The 20,233-nt window shown below is 63.1% G+C and carries 18 protein-coding genes and 1 pseudogene; 9 read left to right on the plus strand and 10 right to left on the minus strand.

The genetic code is table 11. From position 1 onward, the window contains the following. The 5 genes from E8F11_RS21325 to E8F11_RS21345 form a co-directional block, all read right to left on the minus strand. Positions 1-569, minus strand: a 569-nt coding sequence (locus tag E8F11_RS21325; protein ID WP_280290866.1) for an ATP-binding cassette domain-containing protein, incomplete at its 3' end; no start/stop codon positions are given. Between the two features lie 18 nt (positions 570-587). Next, complete coding sequence (locus E8F11_RS21330) at positions 588-1,700, minus strand: M14 family metallopeptidase (protein WP_280290867.1); 1,113 nt, start codon at positions 1,698-1,700, stop codon at positions 588-590. Positions 1,701-1,710: 10 nt separating this feature from the next. Further along, positions 1,711-2,409 carry an ABC transporter permease gene (locus E8F11_RS21335; protein WP_280290869.1) on the minus strand — a complete coding sequence of 233 codons (699 nt, stop codon included), beginning with the start codon at positions 2,407-2,409 and terminating at the stop codon, positions 1,711-1,713. Between the two features lie 16 nt (positions 2,410-2,425). Then, on the minus strand, positions 2,426-3,115 hold the full coding sequence (locus tag E8F11_RS21340) for an ABC transporter permease (RefSeq protein WP_280290870.1): 690 nt from the start codon (positions 3,113-3,115) through the stop codon (positions 2,426-2,428). A 92-nt stretch (positions 3,116-3,207) separates the two neighbouring features. After that, positions 3,208-3,984 (minus strand): ABC transporter substrate-binding protein, encoded by a 777-nt coding sequence (locus tag E8F11_RS21345; protein ID WP_280290871.1) that lies wholly within the window; start codon positions 3,982-3,984, stop codon positions 3,208-3,210. Positions 3,985-4,467: 483 nt separating this feature from the next. Between E8F11_RS21345 and E8F11_RS21350 the strand changes: the two are divergent. From E8F11_RS21350 to E8F11_RS21360, 3 genes and pseudogenes are all read left to right on the plus strand, one after another. Next, positions 4,468-4,554: pseudogene (locus E8F11_RS21350) on the plus strand (short chain dehydrogenase); the annotation flags it as partial. A gap of 226 nt (positions 4,555-4,780) precedes the next feature. Continuing rightward, positions 4,781-5,218 carry a DUF1801 domain-containing protein gene (locus tag E8F11_RS21355; RefSeq protein WP_280290872.1) on the plus strand — a complete coding sequence of 146 codons (438 nt, stop codon included), beginning with the start codon at positions 4,781-4,783 and terminating at the stop codon, positions 5,216-5,218. A gap of 131 nt (positions 5,219-5,349) precedes the next feature. Beyond that, the gene (locus tag E8F11_RS21360; RefSeq protein WP_280290873.1) at positions 5,350-6,267 is read left to right on the plus strand and encodes a LysR family transcriptional regulator; all 918 of its coding nucleotides are present in this window, start codon (positions 5,350-5,352) and stop codon (positions 6,265-6,267) included. Here E8F11_RS21360 and E8F11_RS21365 read toward each other — a convergent pair. Both E8F11_RS21365 and E8F11_RS21370 read right to left on the minus strand, forming a co-directional pair. Then, positions 6,264-6,782, minus strand: a complete 519-nt coding sequence (locus tag E8F11_RS21365; RefSeq protein WP_280290874.1) for a DinB family protein — start codon at positions 6,780-6,782, stop codon at positions 6,264-6,266. The two genes, E8F11_RS21360 and E8F11_RS21365, sit on opposite strands and share 4 nt — an antisense overlap. Positions 6,783-7,045: 263 nt before the next feature. Continuing rightward, positions 7,046-8,728 (minus strand): thiamine pyrophosphate-binding protein, encoded by a 1,683-nt coding sequence (locus E8F11_RS21370; RefSeq protein ID WP_280290875.1) that lies wholly within the window; start codon positions 8,726-8,728, stop codon positions 7,046-7,048. Positions 8,729-9,307: 579 nt separating this feature from the next. On the opposite strand from E8F11_RS21370, the gene E8F11_RS21375 reads away from it, so the two are divergent. The 3 genes from E8F11_RS21375 (at position 9,308) to E8F11_RS21385 (ending at position 11,409) form a co-directional block, all read left to right on the plus strand. Further along, the gene (locus E8F11_RS21375) at positions 9,308-9,811 is read left to right on the plus strand and encodes a GNAT family N-acetyltransferase (protein ID WP_280290876.1); all 504 of its coding nucleotides are present in this window, start codon (positions 9,308-9,310) and stop codon (positions 9,809-9,811) included. Between the two features lie 176 nt (positions 9,812-9,987). Continuing rightward, entirely contained in the window at positions 9,988-10,416 is a 429-nt protein-coding gene (locus E8F11_RS21380) for a nuclear transport factor 2 family protein (RefSeq protein ID WP_280290877.1), read from the plus strand. Positions 10,417-10,497: 81 nt separating this feature from the next. Further along, entirely contained in the window at positions 10,498-11,409 is a 912-nt protein-coding gene (locus E8F11_RS21385; protein ID WP_280290878.1) for a LysR family transcriptional regulator, read from the plus strand. Positions 11,410-11,480: 71 nt separating this feature from the next. On the opposite strand, the gene E8F11_RS21390 is transcribed toward E8F11_RS21385, so the two are convergent. The 3 genes from E8F11_RS21390 to E8F11_RS21400 all read right to left on the minus strand — a co-directional run bounded on the left by E8F11_RS21390 (position 11,481) and on the right by E8F11_RS21400 (position 17,994). Beyond that, the gene (locus E8F11_RS21390) at positions 11,481-12,257 is read right to left on the minus strand and encodes a class I SAM-dependent methyltransferase (RefSeq protein WP_280290879.1); all 777 of its coding nucleotides are present in this window, start codon (positions 12,255-12,257) and stop codon (positions 11,481-11,483) included. 259 nt (positions 12,258-12,516) lie between these two features. Continuing rightward, entirely contained in the window at positions 12,517-13,659 is a 1,143-nt protein-coding gene (locus E8F11_RS21395) for a response regulator (RefSeq protein WP_280290880.1), read from the minus strand. A gap of 66 nt (positions 13,660-13,725) precedes the next feature. Continuing rightward, entirely contained in the window at positions 13,726-17,994 is a 4,269-nt protein-coding gene (locus E8F11_RS21400) for a response regulator (protein ID WP_280290881.1), read from the minus strand. A 405-nt stretch (positions 17,995-18,399) separates the two neighbouring features. Here E8F11_RS21400 and E8F11_RS21405 point away from each other — a divergent pair, with 405 nt between their 5' ends. The 3 genes from E8F11_RS21405 (at position 18,400) to E8F11_RS21415 (ending at position 19,953) form a co-directional block, all read left to right on the plus strand. Next, positions 18,400-19,041: a response regulator transcription factor gene (locus E8F11_RS21405; RefSeq protein WP_280290882.1), complete on the plus strand. Its 642-nt coding sequence runs from the start codon at positions 18,400-18,402 to the stop codon at positions 19,039-19,041. A gap of 338 nt (positions 19,042-19,379) precedes the next feature. Then, positions 19,380-19,673 (plus strand): hypothetical protein, encoded by a 294-nt coding sequence (locus E8F11_RS21410; protein ID WP_280290883.1) that lies wholly within the window; start codon positions 19,380-19,382, stop codon positions 19,671-19,673. Positions 19,674-19,728: 55 nt separating this feature from the next. Further along, the gene (locus E8F11_RS21415) at positions 19,729-19,953 is read left to right on the plus strand and encodes a BPSL0761 family protein (protein WP_280290884.1); all 225 of its coding nucleotides are present in this window, start codon (positions 19,729-19,731) and stop codon (positions 19,951-19,953) included. Positions 19,954-20,233 lie beyond the last annotated feature (280 nt).

The following is a 20,233-nucleotide window of genomic DNA, read 5'->3' on the forward strand; positions in this document are numbered from 1 at the left end:
TTGAGCACTTCACCCACCAGCTCGGGGTCCAGGGCCGAAGTGGGCTCGTCGAAGAGCATCACTTCCGGCTCCACGGCCAGGGCACGGGCGATGGCCACGCGCTGCTGCTCGCCGCCGGACATGTGCGACGGATAGGCGTCCTTGCGGTGCGCCACGCCGACCTTGGCCAGGTAGTGCTCGGCCTTTTCGATGGCTTCCTTTTTTGCCACGCCGAGGACATGGACCGGTGCTTCGATGACGTTCTCCAGGGCGCTCATGTGCGACCAGAGGTTGAAGTGCTGGAACACCATCGCCAGGCGCGAGCGCATGCGCTGCAGTTGCTTGGGGTCAGCGGCTTTCAGCCCGCCGTCCTTGTTGGCCAGCAGCTTGAGTTCTTCGTTGTTGAGCTTGATCGAGCCGCCGTGGGGCTGTTCCAGCAGATTGATGCAACGCAGGAAGGTGCTTTTGCCCGAGCCGCTGGAGCCGATGATGCTGATGACGTCGCCAGCCTTGGCGGCCAGGGACACGCCCTTGAGCACTGCATGGTTGCCGTAGCGTTTGTGAAGGTTGTCGATTTCGAGTCTGTACATGGCGGTTGTCTCGTGTAGTCAGTCGCTGAGCAGGCGACCGTGGCGAATGGGTGTACGGCCGGCGACCTTGGCCAGCCACAGGCCGGGTTGGGCGAAGCGCAGGCGCTCGCGGGCGTAGAGGATGCCGTCGGTGCTGGCCAGCACCACGCTGCGGCGATCACTGAGCGGATCGATCACTTCGAACAAGGGGTCACCCACCTTGACCCGCGCGCCGAGCGGTTGCAGGAAACTCACCACGCCGGGGTGAGGTGCGCAGGCGTACTGCGCACCGGAAAAGGGTGTGGCTTCGCAGTCGCAATCCGGTGCAGCAGGTCGATCACCCTCGATCAGCCCTTGCTCGGCGAGGAAGGCGAGAATGGCTTGCGCGCTGGCCTCGGCCTGTTCCCGGTCGGTATCGGCCATGCCACGCAACTCGAGGGTGGTGGCCACGCAGGCCGAAGGAATGTTCGCTGTCGGGAAGCGCTCGGCCAGGCGCAGCCAGGGCGCCGCGCAGGCTTCATCGAAGGCGTTGCCGCCGTAACTTTCGGCCAGCAGTGCAGCACCGGCATGCAGGTGCGCGGCGAGGCTGCGCAGGATGGGCCAGTGCTGGGGCAGGGCATAGAGCAGCATGATCGACTCGAAATCGCAGTGGAGGTCGAGCACCAGGTCGGCGGCACACGCCTGCTGCAACAGCAGGCGGCGCAGGCCGTCGAGTGGCGAGGTGGCGGCCGGCAATGCATCGATGGCCTCGTGCATCAGGCGTCGAATCAGCTTCACATTGTCGCCCGCGTTGCTGCCGAGTCGGCCTTCGAGGTGGGGCGCAACCATCTCGGCCAGCTCCGGGAACTCACGGTTGAAGTTCTGTCCACTGGCGAAATCGAATCGGCCCTGATGGGTCGCCTGGATCATCTGCGCCAGGCCGATCGGGTTGGCGACCGGCACCAGTTCGATCACCCCGGTCAGGCGGCCTTGCTTCTCCAGCTCGCCCAACAGGCGCTTGAGTTCCACGGCCACGCGCATGCCGGGCAACTCGTCGGCATGCAGCGATGCCTGGATGTAGGCCTTGCGTGGCCCGCTGCCAAAGCGAAATAGCGACAGGCTCCGTTCGGTGCCCGGGGCGCTCCAGGGCAGGATGTGCTGAATGTGTTTCATGCGGAATTCCTTAGTGCTTGCGCGGTGCCAGGTACGCCAGCCAGCGGCGCTCGGCCAGCTTGAACAGACGCACCAGGATGAAAGTCAGGGCCAGGTAGAACACGCCGGCAGTGATGAAGGCCTCGAACGGCAAATAGAAGCGTGAGTTGAGCGTGCGCGCCGCGCCGGTGATATCGATCAGGGTGACGATCGATGCCAGGCTGGTGGTATGCAGCATCATGATCACTTCGTTGCTGTACTGCGGCAGTGACCGGCGCAATGCCGAGGGCAGGAGGATCCGGCGGTACAGGGCCAAGCGCGACATGCCCGAGGCCTTGGCCGCCTCGATCTCGCCATTGGCCGTGGCCTTGATGCTGCCGGCGAGGATTTCCGCGGTGTAGGCGCTGGTATTGAGGGCAAAGGCCAGGCAAGCGCAGAAGGTTGCATTGGACAGGTAGGGCCAGAGCATGCTCTCACGCACCGCCTCGAACTGCGCCAGGCCGTAGTAGATGAGGAACAGTTGCACCAGCATCGGCGTGCCGCGGATCACATAGGTGTAGAGCCAGGCCGGGGTGTTCAGCCATGGCGAGCGGGACACCCGCAGCAGCCCCAGCGGAATGGCCAATGCCAGGCCGAATGCCAGGGAGATCAGGAGGGTCGACAGGGTTACCAGAACACCACCGAAGTAAAGCGGCAGGTTGGCCCAGATCAGGTTGTAGTCGAAGTTCATGGGTTCGTTCCCCTGGTCACAGAACGGCGGCTTTCATGCCGACCGAGACGTGCCTTTCCAGGTAGCGCAGCGTCAACAGGGAGAGACTGGTCAGCGCCAGGTAAAGCACCGCCACGGTCAGGAAGAAGGTGAAGGGCTCATGGGTCGCATCCGCTGCGTTCTTGGCCTTGTACATCATGTCCTGCAGGCCGATCACCGAAATGAGTGCGGTGGATTTGGTCAGCACCAGCCAGTTGTTGGTGAAGCCGGGAATGGCGAAGCGAATCATCTGCGGCACCAGAATCCGGAAGAACGCCTTTGTCGCGGCCATGCCGTAGGCCGCAGCGGCTTCTCCCTGGCCCTTGGGAATCGCCATGAAGGCACCGCGAAAGGTTTCGGAGAAGTAGGCGCCGAAAATGAAGCCCAGGGTGCCGACGCCGGCGATGAAGGGATTGATGTCGATGTACCCGGGGTGGCCGAGCAGCGGTGCCACGCGGTTCACCAGGTCCTGGCCGCCATAGAAGATCAGCAGGATCAACACCAGATCAGGGAGGCCGCGAACCAGGGTGGCGTAGCTTTCGCCGAGCAGCGCCAGCCACTTCAGCGGTGACAGCCGACAGGCCGCGCCGATAAGGCCAAGGGCAATCGCCAGGGCCATGGAGGTCAGGGCCAGGGTCAGGGTGAGCCAGGCACCATCGAGAATGGTCGAGCCGTAGCCGTGGAGCATGATCAGGTTCCTCATGCGATGCGCTGGAAGGCGCGCGGTAATTCAGGAAAGAGCGCCTCTGCTACAGAGGCGCTGGCGTTACGGGCGGACAATCACTCGCCGTAGATGTCGAATGCGAAGTACTTGGCCTGCACCTGCTGGTATTTGCCGTTGGCGCGGATGGCATCGATGGCGGCATTGAAGCGCGCGATGTTCGCGCTATCGCCTTTGCGGAAGGCGATCCCGGCACCTCTGCCGAAGTACTTCGGGTCGCTGAAATCCGGTCCGACCAGGGCGAATCCCTTGCCAGCAGGCGTTTTGATAAAGCCTTCGTCGATATTGATGATGTCGGCCAGGGTGGCGTCCAGGCGTCCGGCGGCGAGGTCGAGGAAGGCCTCGTTCTGCGAGGCGTAACGCACCACCTCGATACCCGCCTGTTCGAATCGATCGGTCGCATAGCGGTCATAGGTGGAGGCGCGTTGCACGCCGACTTTCTTGCCCTTGAGGTCGACCAGCGGGTCGTTGATCACGCTACCGGCCTTCATCGCCAGCTTGCCGGGTGTGTGGTAGTACTTTTTGCTGAAGTCCACGGATTTCAGGCGGTCTTCGGTGATCGACATCGACGACAGCACCGCATCGACCTTGCGCACTTTCAGCGACGGGATCAGCCCGTCGAACTCCTGCTCGACCCATTCACAGGTGATCTTCATTTCGGCGCACAAGGCATTGCCGATGTCATAGTCGAAGCCGCTGATGTTGCCTTCCGGGGTCTTGAAGCCGAAGGGTGGGTAGGCCGCCTCGATACCGATGCGCAGGGTGTCCTGGCCGGCAGGGGCCAGGGTGCTGAAGGCGGCTAGCGCCAGGGCGCCTAGAAGTACGATCTTGTTCATCTTGTTGACTCCTTGAAGGGGCGTTTGGGGGATCGATGCCTGAAAAGTGTCCCGAGTAGCGCTTTTCCAGGGCAGCGTTGGCTCAAGCGCAGCGTCAGACGACGCAACGTCCTTGCGAACCTTGTGGGTACGAGGTGCCCGATCTGGAAAGGTTGGCCAGCTCGGTTGCCTGAGTTGTACATACAAATGACATGATTTGTGTCACGTAGCAAGTGTGTGAAACAAATAATGTCATTGCGTCGCTCCTGGATCACCCATGAAGCGCGTCGGTTAACCGCTACGCGTGTGAATACCCGGGCATACCGCAGTCTCCAGAAGGGGTGTCAGGTGCGGCCGAACCGCCGAGTCATGACCAGCAGCTGACGTGCTGACCGGTGGCGGAACGAAGGAGGGCGGCTGGAAGCTGTCCGGACGAAAACCCGTGGTGTTCGGTGGGCACGGCACCGATCTGAACCTGGTTTCAGGCCGCGTCCGGCGAGGCCCTTGACTATGAAATTTTCCGGCCAGGTCGCCCTGGTCACTGGCGCGGCAGGTGGCATCGGGCGTACGACTGCCCAGGCGCTCGCTGCGCGCAGCGATCAGGCTGGGGCGCAGGGCGAGGGGAGGGATGTATCAGGCTGGTGCGGAGGCCTGAAAATACCGTGTTAGAGCGTTTAATTCGATGCAATAACAGCTAACGCGGACATAGCCAAAGCCATTACAAAACCTCTCGTTCATTTTCCTGGTAGGAAATCGTCAGTGAGCGATACTCAGGCGTCGGACGAACGACAGCCACCAGGAAGAGGACGCCACCATCATGACGAAGGAGAATATCGGCTCAAAGGCAGCGGAGGAGGGCGGTTCTGCGTCTCGGCTGATAGATGAGCGAATCGGGGAGCTGGGCGATTGGCGGGGCGACATGCTTGCCCGGCTCCGAGCGCTCATCAAAGAGGTTGACCCCGAAGTGGTCGAGGAGTGGAAGTGGAGAGGGGTTCCCGTGTGGTCGCACGACGGAATCATCTGCACCGGTGAGACGTACAAGAGTGTCGTGAAGATGACCTTCGCCAAGGGGGCTTCGTTGGAGGACCCATCATGCCTCTTCAACTCCAGCCTCGACGGCAACACCCGGCGTGCCATCGACTTCCATGAGGGCGACAGAATCGATGAAAAGGCATTGCAGGCGCTCATTCGTGCCGCCGTGGCTCTCAACGAGGCCGCTCGCGTCGCCCGTTCCCGGAAAACCAGGAGCGCTTGATCGGCGCCGGGGAGCCGGCGTAAGGGCGTGTTCGCCGAAGCCCTGATCCGGCCTCGGCGACAGTGGGCAATGGCGATCGACAGAGTCAGGCCGCTGAATTCAAGGCAGCTACAACCTGCGGGAGGCCCCAGATGAACCGCAACGATCTGCGTCGTGTAGACATGAATCTGTTGGTGGTTTTCGAAACCCTGATGTTCGAGAAGAACCTGACCCGTGCATCGGAGAAGCTTTTCCTCGGCCAACCGGCAGTCAGCGCAGCCCTGGCGCGCTTGCGCGACCTGTTCGACGATCCGTTGCTGGTCCGGAGCGGTCGTACTTTTGAGCCCACCAAGAGGGCCCTGGAGATACTCGACGAGCTGCAACCCGCCCTGGACACGATCTCCAGCGCAGTCAGCAGGGCCAAGGTGTTCAACCCGGCGACCTACCATGGCACGTTCCGGATCGGCCTGTCGGACGATGTCGAGTTCGGGCTGTTTCCTCCTCTGCTCCAGCAGATCCGCCAGGAAGCGCCCGAGATAATAGTCGTCGTACGCCGGGTCAATTTCCTGCTGATGTCGCCGATGCTCGGATCCGGGGAGATATCGGTTGGAATCAGCTACACCACGGAATTGCCGGCGAATGCCAAGCGTAAGAGACTGCGCAACCTTCGGTGCAAGATCCTGCGCGGCGACAACCGTCCCGGAGCACTGACGCTGGATGAGTACTGCGAGCGTCCCCATGCGCTCGTGTCGTTCTCAGGTGACCTGAGCGGGAATATCGACAACGACCTGGCCCGGGTCGGCCGGACACGTCGGGTCGTGCTGGCGGTACCTCAGTTCAGTGGTCTGCGCTCGATCCTGGCGGGGACCGAAATGCTCGCCACGGTTCCTGATTACGCCGCCGCGGCGCTGATCGAAGGCTGTGGCTTGCGCGCCGATGAGCCCCCATTCCCCATCGTCACGTCTGAGCTGTCCATGGTGTGGGGCGGTGGGACGGACAACGATCCTGCCGAGCGCTGGCTACGCGAAAGAATCGTTGAGCACATGTCCGCGCCGGAACCTTCCCTTTAGCCGGTCGTGTATGCGGGAAAAGCATCTTTCAGAAATACCGGAAGGTCGGTAATCGGCGGCTTGGCCGGAATCTCTAAATACATCTGGATCACGCATCCACGGTGATAGGACGCATGGTTGACGACATGCATCAGCATGGCGCCTGCCGTCATGACACTGCGATCTCCCGAGACGAATACGAATTCAATTGGCTCATTCAGCGACTCATCCGTCTGCTGGCCGCTCCATGACATGAACCACTCATCCATGGCCAGCTGAGCAACCCGGAGATCGTCCAGTTCAGGATGCGGCACTTCCAGTCGTGTCTTGTAGCCGTGCTCCCTGTGCTCCAGGTGAGCCTGCCAGATGCAATCAATCACATAGATGTGATTCAGCGTGCCGATGATGCTTTTGCATAGGGTCTGGCGTTCCTTGCCGACTTCGTCGGGTGGCAATGAAGCCAGGCTCTCGAAGAGCCTCTGGTCGACCCACTGTTTGTAATGGGCAAGCATCGTGGCCGTGCGAACGTTGATCATCAGACCCCCCTCTGCGGTGCGTGGCTGGCGACGAATTCAATCGAGTGTAGGCCAGGGGCAAGGGATGGCCCTGCTGCACTGACCGGCATCTCGGTGGATATCCGTTACCGGGATTTCCACCCTGCGGCCTGTCAGCGGAATCGAAGCGCTGCCAGGATATGGCTGCGCCTCCCGGGGGCTTCAGGTTCCCCCGGCTGTTACGGGTGTCACCCCGTCGATGCTCCTGGCGCCCTGATTCGTGGAACCGGGCCGAGGGATCGCCTTTACCGCTGGCCCTGCGCCTCGCGTCGGATCTGGCTGAGGGATTGCCGGGGCGTGATGGCTTCCGGGTCGATGCGCACTTCGATCAGGGCCGGGCGGCCGGCTGCGGCGCTGCGTTCGAAGGCCGGCGCGAAGTCTTCGGTGCGCTCCACGGTTTCCCCGTGCAGGCCATGGGCCCGTGCCAGGGCGGCGAAGTCCGGGTTGTGCAGGTCGGTGCCGCTGACCCGGCCCGGATAATGGCGCTCCTGATGCATGCGGATGGTGCCGTACATGCCGTTGTTGACCACGATGAAGATGACGTTGGCGCCGTAGCTCGCCGCGGTGGCGATTTCCTGGCCGTTCATCAGGAAGCAGCCGTCACCCGAGAAGGCGACCACGATGCGGTCCGGGCAGGTGAGTTTGGCCGCCACCGCCGCGGGCACGCCGTAGCCCATGGAGCCGTTGGTGGGGCCCAACTGGGTGCGGAAGGTGCGGAACTGGTAGAAGCGTTGCAGCCACACCGCGTAATTGCCCGCGCCGTTGGTGAGGATGGCGTCGGCGGGCAGGCGCTCGCGCAGCCAGGCGATGATCTCGGCCATCTGCACCGGCCCCGGGGAGGTGGTGGGGACGAGGTTGTCGCGGTAGTTGCGGTTCAGTGCGCCGGTCCAGTCCGGGCTGCGCTTTCCATCGATTTCGGGCATTTCCGCCGCCAGCGCGGCGAAGGCGGTCATGCCGCTGTTGATGCCCAGGGTGGGCTGGTAGACCCTCCCCAGTTCCTCGATGCCGGGGTGCACATGCACCAGGGCCTGGCGGGGCACCGGGATGTCCAGGGTGCTGTAGCCATTGGTGGAGACTTCGCCGAGGCGCGAGCCCACCACCAGCAGCAGGTCGGCATCCTTCACCGCCTGGACCAGTTTCGGCCCCGCGGCGAAGCCCAGGTCTCCTGCGTAATTGGGGTGGGTGTTGTCGAGCAGGTCCTGGCAGCGGAAGGACGCGGCCACCGGCAGGTCGTGGCGCTCGGCGAAGCGGCGGATGTCCGCCACCGCGCGGGCGTTCCAGCCGCCACCGCCAAGGATCATCAGCGGCCGCTCGGCCAGGCCGAGCAAATGGCGGAGCGCCTGCATGTCAGCAGCGCTGGCGTGGGGTTCGATGGCCTGGACGGGGCCGGCGTCAGCGACCTCCACCACCTCGGTCAGCATGTCCTCGGGCAGGGCCACCACCACCGGGCCCGGACGGCCGTTGAGGGCGCGGTGGAAGGCCTGGCTGAGCAGTTCCGGAATGCGCCGGGCGTCGTCGATCTGCACTACCCACTTGGCCAGCGGCGCGTACATGGCGCGGAAGTCGATTTCCTGGAAGGCCTCGCGGTCGCGCTGGTCGCGGGCCACCTGGCCGATGAAGAGGATCATCGGCGTCGAGTCCTGGTAGGCGGTGTGCACGCCCACCGAGGCGTTGGTGGCGCCCGGTCCGCGGGTCACGAAGCAGATGCCGGGCTTGCCGGTCAGCTTGCCGTAGGCCTCTGCCATGTAGGCGGCGCCGCCTTCCTGTCGGCAGACGACGAGGTCGATTGCGTCGCGGGCGTCGTACAGGGCATCGAGGACGGCGAGGTAGCTTTCACCGGGAACGCAGAAGGCGCGCTCGACACCGTGGATGCGCAGGGCATCGACCAGGACCTGGCCACCGGTGCGGTGCGGGGCGGACGGTTGCATGGAAACTCCTTGAGCAGTCATGGGTAGTGAAGGCATGGCCTGGATTCTGCGCAGCTTCTACGACCCGCACAAACGACATCTTCCAAGTATTTCATTCCTCGGGGGAATGAGGCCTGGCTGCAGGCAGCGCGATGCGATGAGGTCCGTTGTTCCGGGCATGGAGAGGTGTGCGCGGGTGACCGCGCGCCGTGCCAGGCCAGCAGTTCGCGAAACGAGTCTGGGGAGGCGTTGAGCGTCCTCGGCGCCGAGAGGCGCCAGCCGGGGAATTTACCGATGGCATCGGCAATCCATTTTGGAATGAATATGGCTTTGCCCCAGTCAAGTGCTGCAATAAGCCGGAACTCTTGTAGGAGCCAGCTTGCTGGCGAAGGGGCTGATTTTGCGAGCAAGCTCGCTCCTACGGGGCTCCAAGCACCTCGGTTGATGCCTGCCAACAGCTAACGCAGATATCGCTAGAATAGCGCCATGCAAAACGGCGAGCCCCGATGGGGCGGCGCTGCCCGATCCCTTCAGCGAGATTCCCATGCCTTCGATTGCCGATTCCTTCTTCCGTCGCCACGCCTGGCGCGGGGACCAGCCATGAGTGGCGCCACGGTCGAGCTGGTGCAGACCGGTCCGGAGCACGCCGAGCTGATCCGCAACCTGTACCAGTTCTATGCCTACGAGTCTTCGGACTGGGAACAGGAAGATGTGGAGGTGGACGGCCGCTTCTACATCCACGAGGAGCATCTGGCGCGCTACTGGCAGGAGCCGCAGTGGAGCGCCAACCTGATTCTGGTGGATGGCTTCATCGCTGGCTTCCTGTTGATCGAGCGAAGCGAGTTGCCGGGGCTTGAGGCCCTGGAGCTGGCCGACCTGTTCATCCTGAAGAAGTATCGCCGGCAGGGTATCGGCCGGGCGCTGGCCACGCAGGTGCTGACGAGCGGGGAGGAGAACTGGCTGGTGCGTTTCTACGGTCAGGATGAACTGGCCCTGGCCTTCTGGCGTTCGGTGCTGGATGAACTGCCGCGGCCGGTGCATGCCATCGAGCCGGATGACGATCAACAGCTGTTGAGCTTCCTGGTGACACAGGCGATTCACTGACTGTGGCGATCGGCCCACCGGTCGGGTTCGGCTGTGCGCCAGGATCATTCAACTGTCATTTACGATCATTGAGCCAGGGTGTTCCGGGTCGTATCGTCCTTCTTCACCCGACTGATCGGCGCGTCAAATCGCGCCGAGCGGACCTCCACAAGAAGAACGAACGAGAGGAACTCCCGATGACCGAACTGCATCTGCACCCCCAGGCCGCCGCCTCGCTGCAACGCTGGCACGACATGCTCGACCGGCGCGACCTCACTGCGCTGCCCGAACTGCTGGCGGCGAATGTGGTGTTCCGTTCGCCCATGGCGCACACCCCATATCCGGGGCCGGCAGTGGTCTCGACCATTCTCAATACCGTGATCAAGGTCTTCGTCGACTTCACCTATTACCGCCAGCTGGTCACGGCCGACGGCCTCAGCGTGGTACTGGAGTTCAGTGCCCGGGTCGATGGGCGTGAACTGAAGGGCATCGACATGATCCGTTTCGACGAGCAAGGGAAGATCGTCGACTTCGAGGTAATGGTCCGTCCCATGAGCGGCCTGCAGGCTCTCGGCGCGGAGATGGGCCAGCGCCTGGGCGCCTACCTGGCCGCAGCCAAGGCCTAGTTTTTCGCCGCGCCGCAACGCCGGCTGGGCAAGGGTTATCCATCTCCCTAGTATATGGAGGCCGGGCTGTGGATCTGAATCATGAATATCAAGCTGCGCCGCATCGAAGTCTTCATGGCCGTGGTGGAAAACGGCGGGTTCTCCGCCGCGGCTAACGTCCTCCATATCGCCCAATCGGCTGTCAGCATCGCCATCAAGGAATTGGAACGCGAGCTGGGCACGACGCTGTTCCTGCGCACCAGGCGTAGCGTCGAGCTCACCGAAAGCGGCCGGTTGCTTCGCGACCGCGCCGCGCCCGCGATTGCAGTGCTGCAAGGGGTCAGGGACGAGATCCAGGATCTGGAGCGGCTGGCCATAGGGCATGTCCGTATCGCCGCTCCGGCCATGGTTACCCAGTTTGCCCTGGCTCAGGTTCTTCCTGCATTCATGGCTCAGCATCCCGACATCCGGGTCCGTGCTTTCCAGGCCGGCGCGCTGGAAGTCGAGAAGCTGGTGCGGGATCAAGGCCTGGATTTCGGCCTGACCGCATTCCAGGGACACCAGAACGGTGTCGAGACGGAGCTGCTCTGGAACCTTGAAAATGTCGCCTGCATGGCGCCGGCACTGGCAAAGCAACACAAGGCCGGCAAGAGCATCACCTGGAACAAGCTCCTGGCCGTTCCCCTGGCGGCCTATCCTCCCGGCTACCACCAGCGCGACCTGATGGAGCGGCACGCGACTGCACTGGGAATGCCGCTCAGGATTGCCCTGGAATCGGAGAATCCGTCACTGCTCATCGCTGCGGTCAGGGCCGGACTCGCCGCGACGACACTGCCGCTGGCCGCCCTCGACAATGAGCCCGATATCCAACCGCTCCGTTTGCCCAAGGAAGAGGGCGACCGACTGAAGGTTGGGATCTGCTGGCCGTCGGACCGGCCGTTGAGCAAGGCCGCCACCACCTTGCTGGATTATTTGAAGGCCTATGCCCATGGGCGTCCGGTCCGGGGCGTTTGAGCCCGAGCCGGAAACCAATACCGCTAGCCGAGGCATTTCGCCGGCACGTGGTCCTTCGTACAATCGAGACCTTACTCCTCGGAGCTTCTGGTCGATTGGACATTGCCGACGCGCAGTGACAAGGGCCAGGTGACTCTGCGCCGGACTTGCGGATCACCCCACACCTCGCGTATTTCCGCTGCCAGACTCACGGCCGGATTGGCGCCCAGCGCCTTCTCGGCGGCCTTCACGGCGGACCAGGTGTTGACGTAGCCCAGCAGGTCTTCCAGGGTCCACCAAACCTCGATGGCCAGGCGAGGAAGCTGCCGCTCCTGGAACGGGAAGGGCAGGCTGCGGTAACCCTCTTCGACGTGACGCCGCTCGGCAGGCCAGTACGGTCCAATGGTTTCGCAATAGAAGCGTTGGACCAGGGGATCTACCGGCCCTTCAACGTGCAGCACGCCGTAGGTGATGAGCGCCACGACAGCGTTGGGCCGTGCGATGCGGCGCACCTCGTCGTAGAACTTGTCCAGGTCCAGCCAGTGGGCGGCCTGGGCGACGGTGATCAGGTCGACGCTGGCGTCGGGAAGCCCGCTGTCTTCGGCAAGGGCCGCTCGGTAGGTCACCCCGTCATGGGGCTGGGCGCTTTCCACCTGGGCGGCGCTGGCGTCCGTGGCGACGACCCTGTCGAAGCGCTCGGCCAGCAGCACTGACAACTGGCCGGTACCGCAACCGCAATCGAGCGCCAGTCCGTGACCGGGGCTGACAGCGGCCAGTTCGTCGACCAGCGCGATGGGGTAGGTGGGCCGGTGAGCGGCGTAATTCGCGGAGCCGGAGGAGAAGTGGTCTTTGAAAGTCGCGGATGCCATGTGAGTACCTCTGCCTGTTATGCATAGGGTAATTGCATGGTTGATGGGCGAAAAATATAAGTTTTATATGTCTGTGATCTGTGAGGAAGCCTGGGGCAAAAGCATTGGCAATGTCTCTGTTAGCTGTTGCCAGGCATCAACCGATACGCCTGGAACCCTGTAGGAGCGAGCTTGCTCGCGAAATGAATTCCGGCCCTTTGCAACACCTGACTGGAACATGGCCAAAGCATTCACTGATGCTGATCCAGAGAACCTGTGCTCAATCGAGCGGCATCACGATTGCCAGCAGCGTCCCGCTGCCGGGCACGCTCTCTACCCTGAATTCCCCGCCCAGCATGCTGACGCGCTCTTTCATCCCGGCCAGGCCGAAGGCGTTGCGTTTGCCCTGATCCGCGATGCCGACGCCGTTGTCGCTGACTTGCAGGTGGAGGCAGCGGCCTTCCTCGAAGAGCTCGATCATGACCTGTGTCGCGCGCGCATGCCGGGTGATGTTCGACAGCGATTCCTGGACGATACGGAACAGCGTGGTCGCGCGCTGGTCATCCAGCTCGTCGTGCAGGCTCGAGCTCCGGACCAGCATCCGGCAGTCGGTCCCGGTGCGCAGCCGGAACTCATCGAGTTGCCACTCGAGGGCTGCCTGCAAGCCGAGATCGAGCACAGGGGGACGAAGGTCATTGATGATGCCCCGCACGCTGCCTATGGTCGTGTCGATGTGGTTCAGGGCATCGCTCGCCGTCTCGAAGAGCTCCGGCTGCAGGGTGGCGATGCGGTCCTGCAGCATGGAGACATCCATGCGCAGCGCCAGGAGGCTTTGCCCCAGCTGGTCATGGATCTCCCGCGCGATCCGCTTGCGCTCTTCTTCCTTGACCTGCTCCTCATGGGACACCAGCTCACGCAACTGCAGTTTCGATTGCAGCAGCTCCTCGGTCTGCAGGGTCAACCGGCGCTGCAGGTAGAACAGGTCGACGAACACCCTGATCTTGGCGCGGAGGACCTCCGGCACTATGGGCGAGAAGATGTAGTCGACCGCACCGGATGTATAGGCGCGGATGCTTTCCGAGTCCGCATTGGTCTCTGCGGTCACGAGGATGATGGGCGTATAGGCCGACTTCGGCCGGCCATGGATCAGGTTCGCGGTTTCGATGCCATCCATTTCCGGCATCTTCACGTCGAGCAGGATCACGGCGAAATCGCGCTGGAGCAGCAGGCGCAGCGCCTCGCGGCCGGAGCTTGCCGTGGCGACGTCCAGGTCCATGTCGCTGATCATCGCAGCCAGCGCCGTGAGCTTGGTCGGATTGTCGTCCACCAGCAGCACAGCCGCCGGCACGCCATCCGGCGAGGGGAGGTGCCGGAGCGGGCTCGCTCCCGTCAATACCTCGATTTCTTGCTGCTGGGTAGGCATGCCGAACCTGTTCCCGCGCCCCTGCTTACGCTGTCGGGCAGCGGTGGAACGCTACGGAAAGCATAGTCAGCGATACAGCCACTTGCGTATCAGAGACAGCAGCCGGGCAGTGTCCACCGGTTTGCTGACGTAGTCGGAAGCACCCGCCTCGATGCACTTCTCCCGGTCGCCCTTCATCGCCTTGGCCGTCAGCGCGATCATCGGCAAGGCTTCGAATTGCATGATCGCGCGGATCTGCTCCATGGTTTTGAACCCGTCCATTCCGGGCATCATGATGTCCATCAGCACGATGTCGGTGTCGGGGTGTCGCCAGAGCAACTCGATGGCGGTGTGGCCGTCCTCGGCCGAGATCACCTGCATCCGGTTGGCTTCGAGCACGCTGGTGAGGGCGAAGATATTGCGCACGTCATCGTCCACTACCAGGGCTTTCTTGCCTTCCAGGCTTTCCGCGGCCTCGTAGAGCTGTTCGAGCATCCGCCGCTGCGCCTGGGACAGGCTGGAAACCGGCCGATGCAGGAACAACATGGTTTCGTCGAGCAGGCGTTCCGGGGAGCGGACTTCCTTGACCAGATGCTTGTCGATCGAGGTTCCGAGTTGTTTCCGCTCCAGCCTGGACAGCGACTCGGCCCCGTAGACGACAGTGGGAAGGGTATGCAGCGAGTCGATGCTGCGCAGCGTGTCTAGCAGCCGGCTGCCGGCCATGTCCGCCAGTTTGAGATGGGTCACCAGGCAGTCGTAGCGCTTCCTGCCCAGGCGCTTCTGGGCCTCGCTGGCATTGCCGGCGGTATCTATCCGTATGGAGTCGTCGCCGAGCAGATCGAGCAGGCGATTGCACTCGTCTTCATTGCTGTCGACCAGTAGCAGCGTCCTTTCCTGCCGCTGGGCGAACTTGGCCAGGCAGGCCAGTGACTGTTGCACCTCATCCGCCGCCACCGGTTTGACCAGGTAGGAGAATGCCCCGCAACTCAGCCCCCGGGCGCGGTCGTCATCGGTCGAGATGACCTGCACCGGGATATGGCGAGTGGCGAAGTTGCGCTTGAACTGTTCGAGCGTCGACCACCCGCCCATGTCCGGCAGGTCCAGGTCGATGCTGACCAGCATGGGGTCATAGCGCTCGACCAGCGCCAGCGCGTCCGCGCCACGGGTCGTGACGATGGCCTTGAAGCCTTCGCGGCGCGCCGCGGCCAGCAGGAGGCTGGCGACCCTGCTGTCGCTCTGGAAGATGAGCAGCACCCGATCGCCGGGCTGGATGGATTCGCGGTCGTCGACCAGTTGCAGGGGCTGCGGGATGTCGGCGCGCCTGACGTGGTCGCCGTCGTCGGCGGCGAGTTGGCTGGGCGGCCGATGGTCGGCATCGCCGGAGCGCAGCGGCAGGTACATGGCGAAGGTGCTGCCCTTGTCGATATCGCTGGAGACCAGCCGCAGTTCGCCGCCCAGCCGCAGCGCGAGCTCGCGGCTGATCGACAGCCCGAGCCCGGTGCCGCCGTACTTGCGTGACGTGCCGGTATCCGCCTGTTGAAAGGCTTCGAAGATCAGTTTCTGCTTGTCGGTGGAAATGCCAATGCCGGTATCGGACACGATAAAGGCGAGCACCATATCGGCGCGGTCCAACCCGCTGTGATTCACACTCCACCCGGATGTCGCGGGGGCGATGCTGATGCTGACGCCGCCTTTCTCAGTGAACTTGAAGGCATTGGACAGCAGGTTCCGGATCACCTGCAGCAGGCGCTTCTCGTCGGTCCAGATGCCGGCAGGCAGGGACGGCGCCATGTCGATGGTGAAGGACAGCGCGCGACTTTCGGCGACCGGCCGGAAGGTCCGTTCGATCTGGTTGCGCAAGTCGGCGAACAGGGTTTCGTTGAAGTCCAGGGTGACGGTGCCCGATTCGATCTTGGACAGGTAGAGAATCTCGTCGATCAGCTCCAGCAGGTCCTTGCCCGCCCCGTGGATGGTCTTGGCGTATTCGACCTGCTTGGGGGTGAGGTTCCCGTCCGAGTTGCAACTGAACTGGTGGGCGAGGATCAGCAGGCTGTTCAGCGGAGTCCTGAGTTCGTGGGACATGCTGGAGAGGAACTCGGACTTGTACCTGGACGTCAGCATCAGTTGCTCGGCCTTTTCCTCCAGAGACAGCTTGGTGAGTTCGACTTCACGGTTCTTGCGCTCGACTTCGGTCTTCTGTTCCGCCAGCAGCCTGGCCTTGTGCTCCAGTTCGTCGTTGGTTTGCCGGAGTTCCTCCTGCTGGAGTTGCAACTCCTGGGTGAGCAGCTGCGACTGCTTGAGCAACTCCTCGGTGCGCATGTTGGCTTCTATGGTGTTGAGCACGATACCGATCGACTCGGCGAGCTGATCCAGGAAAACCTGGTGGATGGGGCTGTAGGGCGTGAACGAGGCCATCTCGACGACGGCCTTGACCTCACCCTCGAAGAGGATCGGGAACACCACGATATTCAGCGGGGCAGCCGCGCCCAGACCCGAGGAGATGGCGACGTAGCTGCTGGGTACGTCGGTGAGCAGGACCCGCCGCTTGTCATAAGCGCACTGGCCGACCAGGCCTTCGCCGAGCCGCCACTCGTCGTTCACATTGATGTTCTCCTTGTAAGCGTAAGTCGACAGCAGCTTGAGCTTCGGCGGTTCCTGCTGGCCCTCGGTCATCAGGTAGAACACCCCGTGGGAGGCGTCGATCAGCGGCGCCAGTTCGGACAGCACCAACCTGGAGACCGCGGCGAGGTCGCGCTGCCCCTGCAGCAGGCGGGTGAACTTGGCGAGGTTGGTCTTGAGCCAGACCTGTTCCGCGTTCTGCCGCGTGGTTTCACGCAGGTTGCGGATCATCTCGTTGACATTGTCCTTCAGCTCCGCCACTTCGCCCTTGGCTTCCACCTGCACGCTGCGGGTCAGGTCGCCCTTGGTCACGGCCGTGGCCACATCGGCGATCGCCCGCACCTGGTTGGTCAGGTTCGCCGCGAGGCCGTTGACGTTGTCGGTCAGGTCACGCCAGGTGCCGGCGGCATCCGGTACGTTCGCCTGGCCCCCCAGCTTGCCGTCGGTGCCCACTTCCAGGGCCACGCGGGTCACCTCGGCGGAGAAGCTGGAGAGCTGGTCGACCATGGTGTTGATAGTGTTCTTCAGCTCGAGGATCTCGCCCTTGGCCTCCACCGTGATCTTCTTTCCCAGGTCGCCGCGGGCCACCGCCGTGGAGACCTGGGCGATATTGCGCACCTGGGTAGTCAGGTTGGCCGCCATGCCATTGACCGACTCGGTCAGGTCGCGCCAGGTGCCGGATACGCCGCGGACTTCCGCCTGGCCGCCCAGCTTGCCTTCGGTGCCCACCTCCAGGGCCACGCGGGTCACCTCGGCGGCGAAGCTGGAAAGCTGGTCGACCATGGTGTTGATGGTGTTTTTCAGCTCGAGGATCTCGCCCAGGGCCTCCACCGTGATCTTCTTGCTCAGGTCGCCGCGCGCCACCGCGGTGGTCACCTGGGCGATGTTGCGCACCTGGGTGGTCAGGTTGGCCGCCATGCCGTTGACCGACTCGGTCAGGTCGCGCCAGGTTCCGGATACGCCGCGGACCTTCGCCTGGCCGCCCAGCTTGCCTTCGGTGCCCACTTCCAGGGCCACGCGGGTCACCTCGTCGGCAAAGCTGGAGAGCTGGCCGACCATGGTGTTGATGGTGTTCTTCAGTTCGAGGATCTCGCCCTTGGCTTCGATGGTGCTGGTCTTGCTCAGGTCGCCGTTGGCCACTGCGGTGGTCACGTAGGCGATGTTGCGCACCTGGGTCGTCAGGTTGGCGGCCATTCCGTTCACCGAGTCGGTGAGGTCCTTCCAGGTGCCGGAAACGCCGGCGACCTTCGCCTGGCCGCCGAGAATGCCTTCAGTGCCCACCTCCCAGGCAACGCGGGTGACCTCGGAGGCGAAGGAGCTCAGGCGCGTCACCATGGTATTGACGATTTCCGCCGACTTGAGGAACTGGCCCTGGAGGCGCACGCCGTTGACCTCTCTCGGTATCTGTTGGCGCAGGTCGCCCTCGGCGACCGAGTCGATGACCCGAATCATTTCGTTCATCGGGCTGAGGAGATTGTCCGCAAGCGAATTGCTCGCATTGACGGTCTTTCGCCAGGAGCCCTTCATCAGCGGCAGCTGGATACGCTCGTCGACCTTGCCCTGCTTGCCGACGAGCCGGGACACGCGCTCGAACTCGCTGGTTATATCCGCCGCCATGTCGATGATTTCATTGAGGGCGTCGGCGATCTTGCCCGGCATACCGGTCCAGTCTTCCGGCATGCGGGTGGTGAAGTCGCCTTTGCGGAACGCCTTGAGCGTCGCCAGGAGGGTCTGCATCTCCCGTGTTTCGAGTGCTGCCGTCTCGGTGCCCATAGTCTGCCCAGCCCATACGAAGGGGTTCCCAGGTGCAGGCTGTCGCCCGGATGCCGGGGCACCAGGGCAGCGAAACGCACCCGACCGCTTGCTCTGCACTCTTTGGAGCGCCATTGCGCGAGAGCCGGCTTCCCAGCAAGAAAAATATAGGTCCTTGGCGAAGCGAGGAGGGCGCATGCGCCGGATGGGCTATCCGGCGCTGTCGGGATGAGCGGTGTCCTGGCGGCTGCCTGGTCGCTTGCCGGCCAGGTCTCGCCGGGATTAGGGTGGTCAGGCAGAGGTCGTCACCCCGCGGTGCAGGGCAGGGTGAGCGGACTATCCAGGCTTGCGGCCTGAAGCGGCGCCGGCTGGCGTGATGAGGGTCTACAGATGGCTGACCGCAAAATCAGGGTTTTGCTGGTGGATGACCACAGCATCGTACGCAATGGCGTGAGACGCATGCTGGAGACCGATGGCGAGATGGACGTCGCCGGTGAAGCCGAAACGGCGCAGGAGGCCATGCGCCTGGTCCGGGAATGCCAGTTCGACGTGGCGCTGGTCGATATCGGGCTGCCGGACAAGAGCGGCCTCCAGCTTCTCAATTCGATGCGTGCCGAACAGCCCAAGCTGGCCGTGCTGATGCTGAGCATGCATTCGGTCGAAGCCTATGCGTTGCGCGCCATCAAGCAGGGGGCTGCCGGCTACCTCACCAAGGATATTTCCGCTGCGACCCTGGTCGCGGCCGTACGCAAGGCGGCCCTGGGCGGCAAGCACGTGAGCCCGGAGCTGGCGGAAAAACTGGTCAACGCCATTGGCCGGGGCGATGCACTGCCTCACGAAGTGCTGTCCGACCGCGAGCTCGAGGTGCTGAAGCTGCTCGCTGCCGGCGAGAAGATCGTCCGGATCGCGGAAATCCTGCACCTGAGCCCGAGTACCGTCACCACCTATCGCTCACGCATCGTTGAAAAGACCGGAATGGAAAGCAACGCCAAGCTCGCCCGCTACGCCCTCGAGCATGGCTTGCTGACCTGAGCCGGCCGCTCTGCCGCGGCGTCCCCGCATCCCTCCAGCCCATTGCCCGGCCCCGCTTGTAGTCGATCGACGACAAGCGCTTGGCCGAAACCGCTACATGGATGTCCGGCTAACGGCGATGTTGTGGTTCTCACCGGGTCGGCATAGTGAACTCCCCCAAGGTTGTTGCCCCTGGCAGGGCAGGAGGAGGTCGAATCACCTGCACCGATATCCGTCCGGGAATCACGCCATGCGCGTTGTCTTCCGGGTTGCCAATTCACCGAACGTCAAGTGAACAAGAACAATCCACTCCGGGACCGAACCCGGACTGAACGTTGTTGAACATTGGAGGATGAATCATGGGTTATTGGATGTGTGCTCTGCTCTGGGGCGCGGTATTGCTGGAGGAAATCCAGCAAATGCCGACTCGGGAATGGAGGGACGAGGGCCTCAAGAGAGTTCTGATGCTACGCCGGACCAAGAATCGTGCCGCTTACTTCCTGGCCCTGATCGTGGGCGCGCTGTTCCTTTATATCGAAACCTCGATCGTGCTGGCGGGCCAGAGCACCTTCGATTTCTATCAGATAGTCGCCTTGGCCAGTGTTGTCTGGGGTGGATACCTCGCCGTGCTCTGCATGAAAGGGAAACGATGAGTTCCCAATGCCTTGTTCCGGGCTCAAACCGCCGCTCAAGCGTTCGGAGGCCTTTATGAAACTGCCAAGCGACCGTACCCAGACGGTCATCCAGACCTGGGATTTCCTCATCGGGCTGACCCGTGACACGGGGCTCCCGGATGCCGTGCAAGAAGAGGTCCATTGGCTCCTCAGGCACTACCCCTATCCCGTGCAGGAATGCACGCCCCTGACCGGCCAGGCGCCGACGGCGACACGACGGGAGGTCACCAGGATTTCACAGGTGAAGCCCGAGGTATGACTCCGGCGGGTGATCCCTCGTAGGCATGAACACCATGCGCACTCCACCTGCATGTGAACCCAACGAGGGTTCATACGGAGGCCATGTTTGCATTAAGTGTTGCTAGAACGTCCTGAGCCGAGCTGCTTATCGAGTCGGCTGCGAGTCCCTGTTTCGCCTCCCGGCGAGTCTCTTTTGGCAGTCGTCGGAATGCCGCACCACCCAAAAGAAACCAAAAGGGCTTGCCCCTGCATCCGGCCCGACTGCGTCGGGTCCCCTCGCTCCATCGTTGCTCCGGGGG

The sequence above is a fragment of the Pseudomonas sp. BN417 genome (assembly GCF_029871205.1).
Classification (GTDB): domain Bacteria; phylum Pseudomonadota; class Gammaproteobacteria; order Pseudomonadales; family Pseudomonadaceae; genus Metapseudomonas.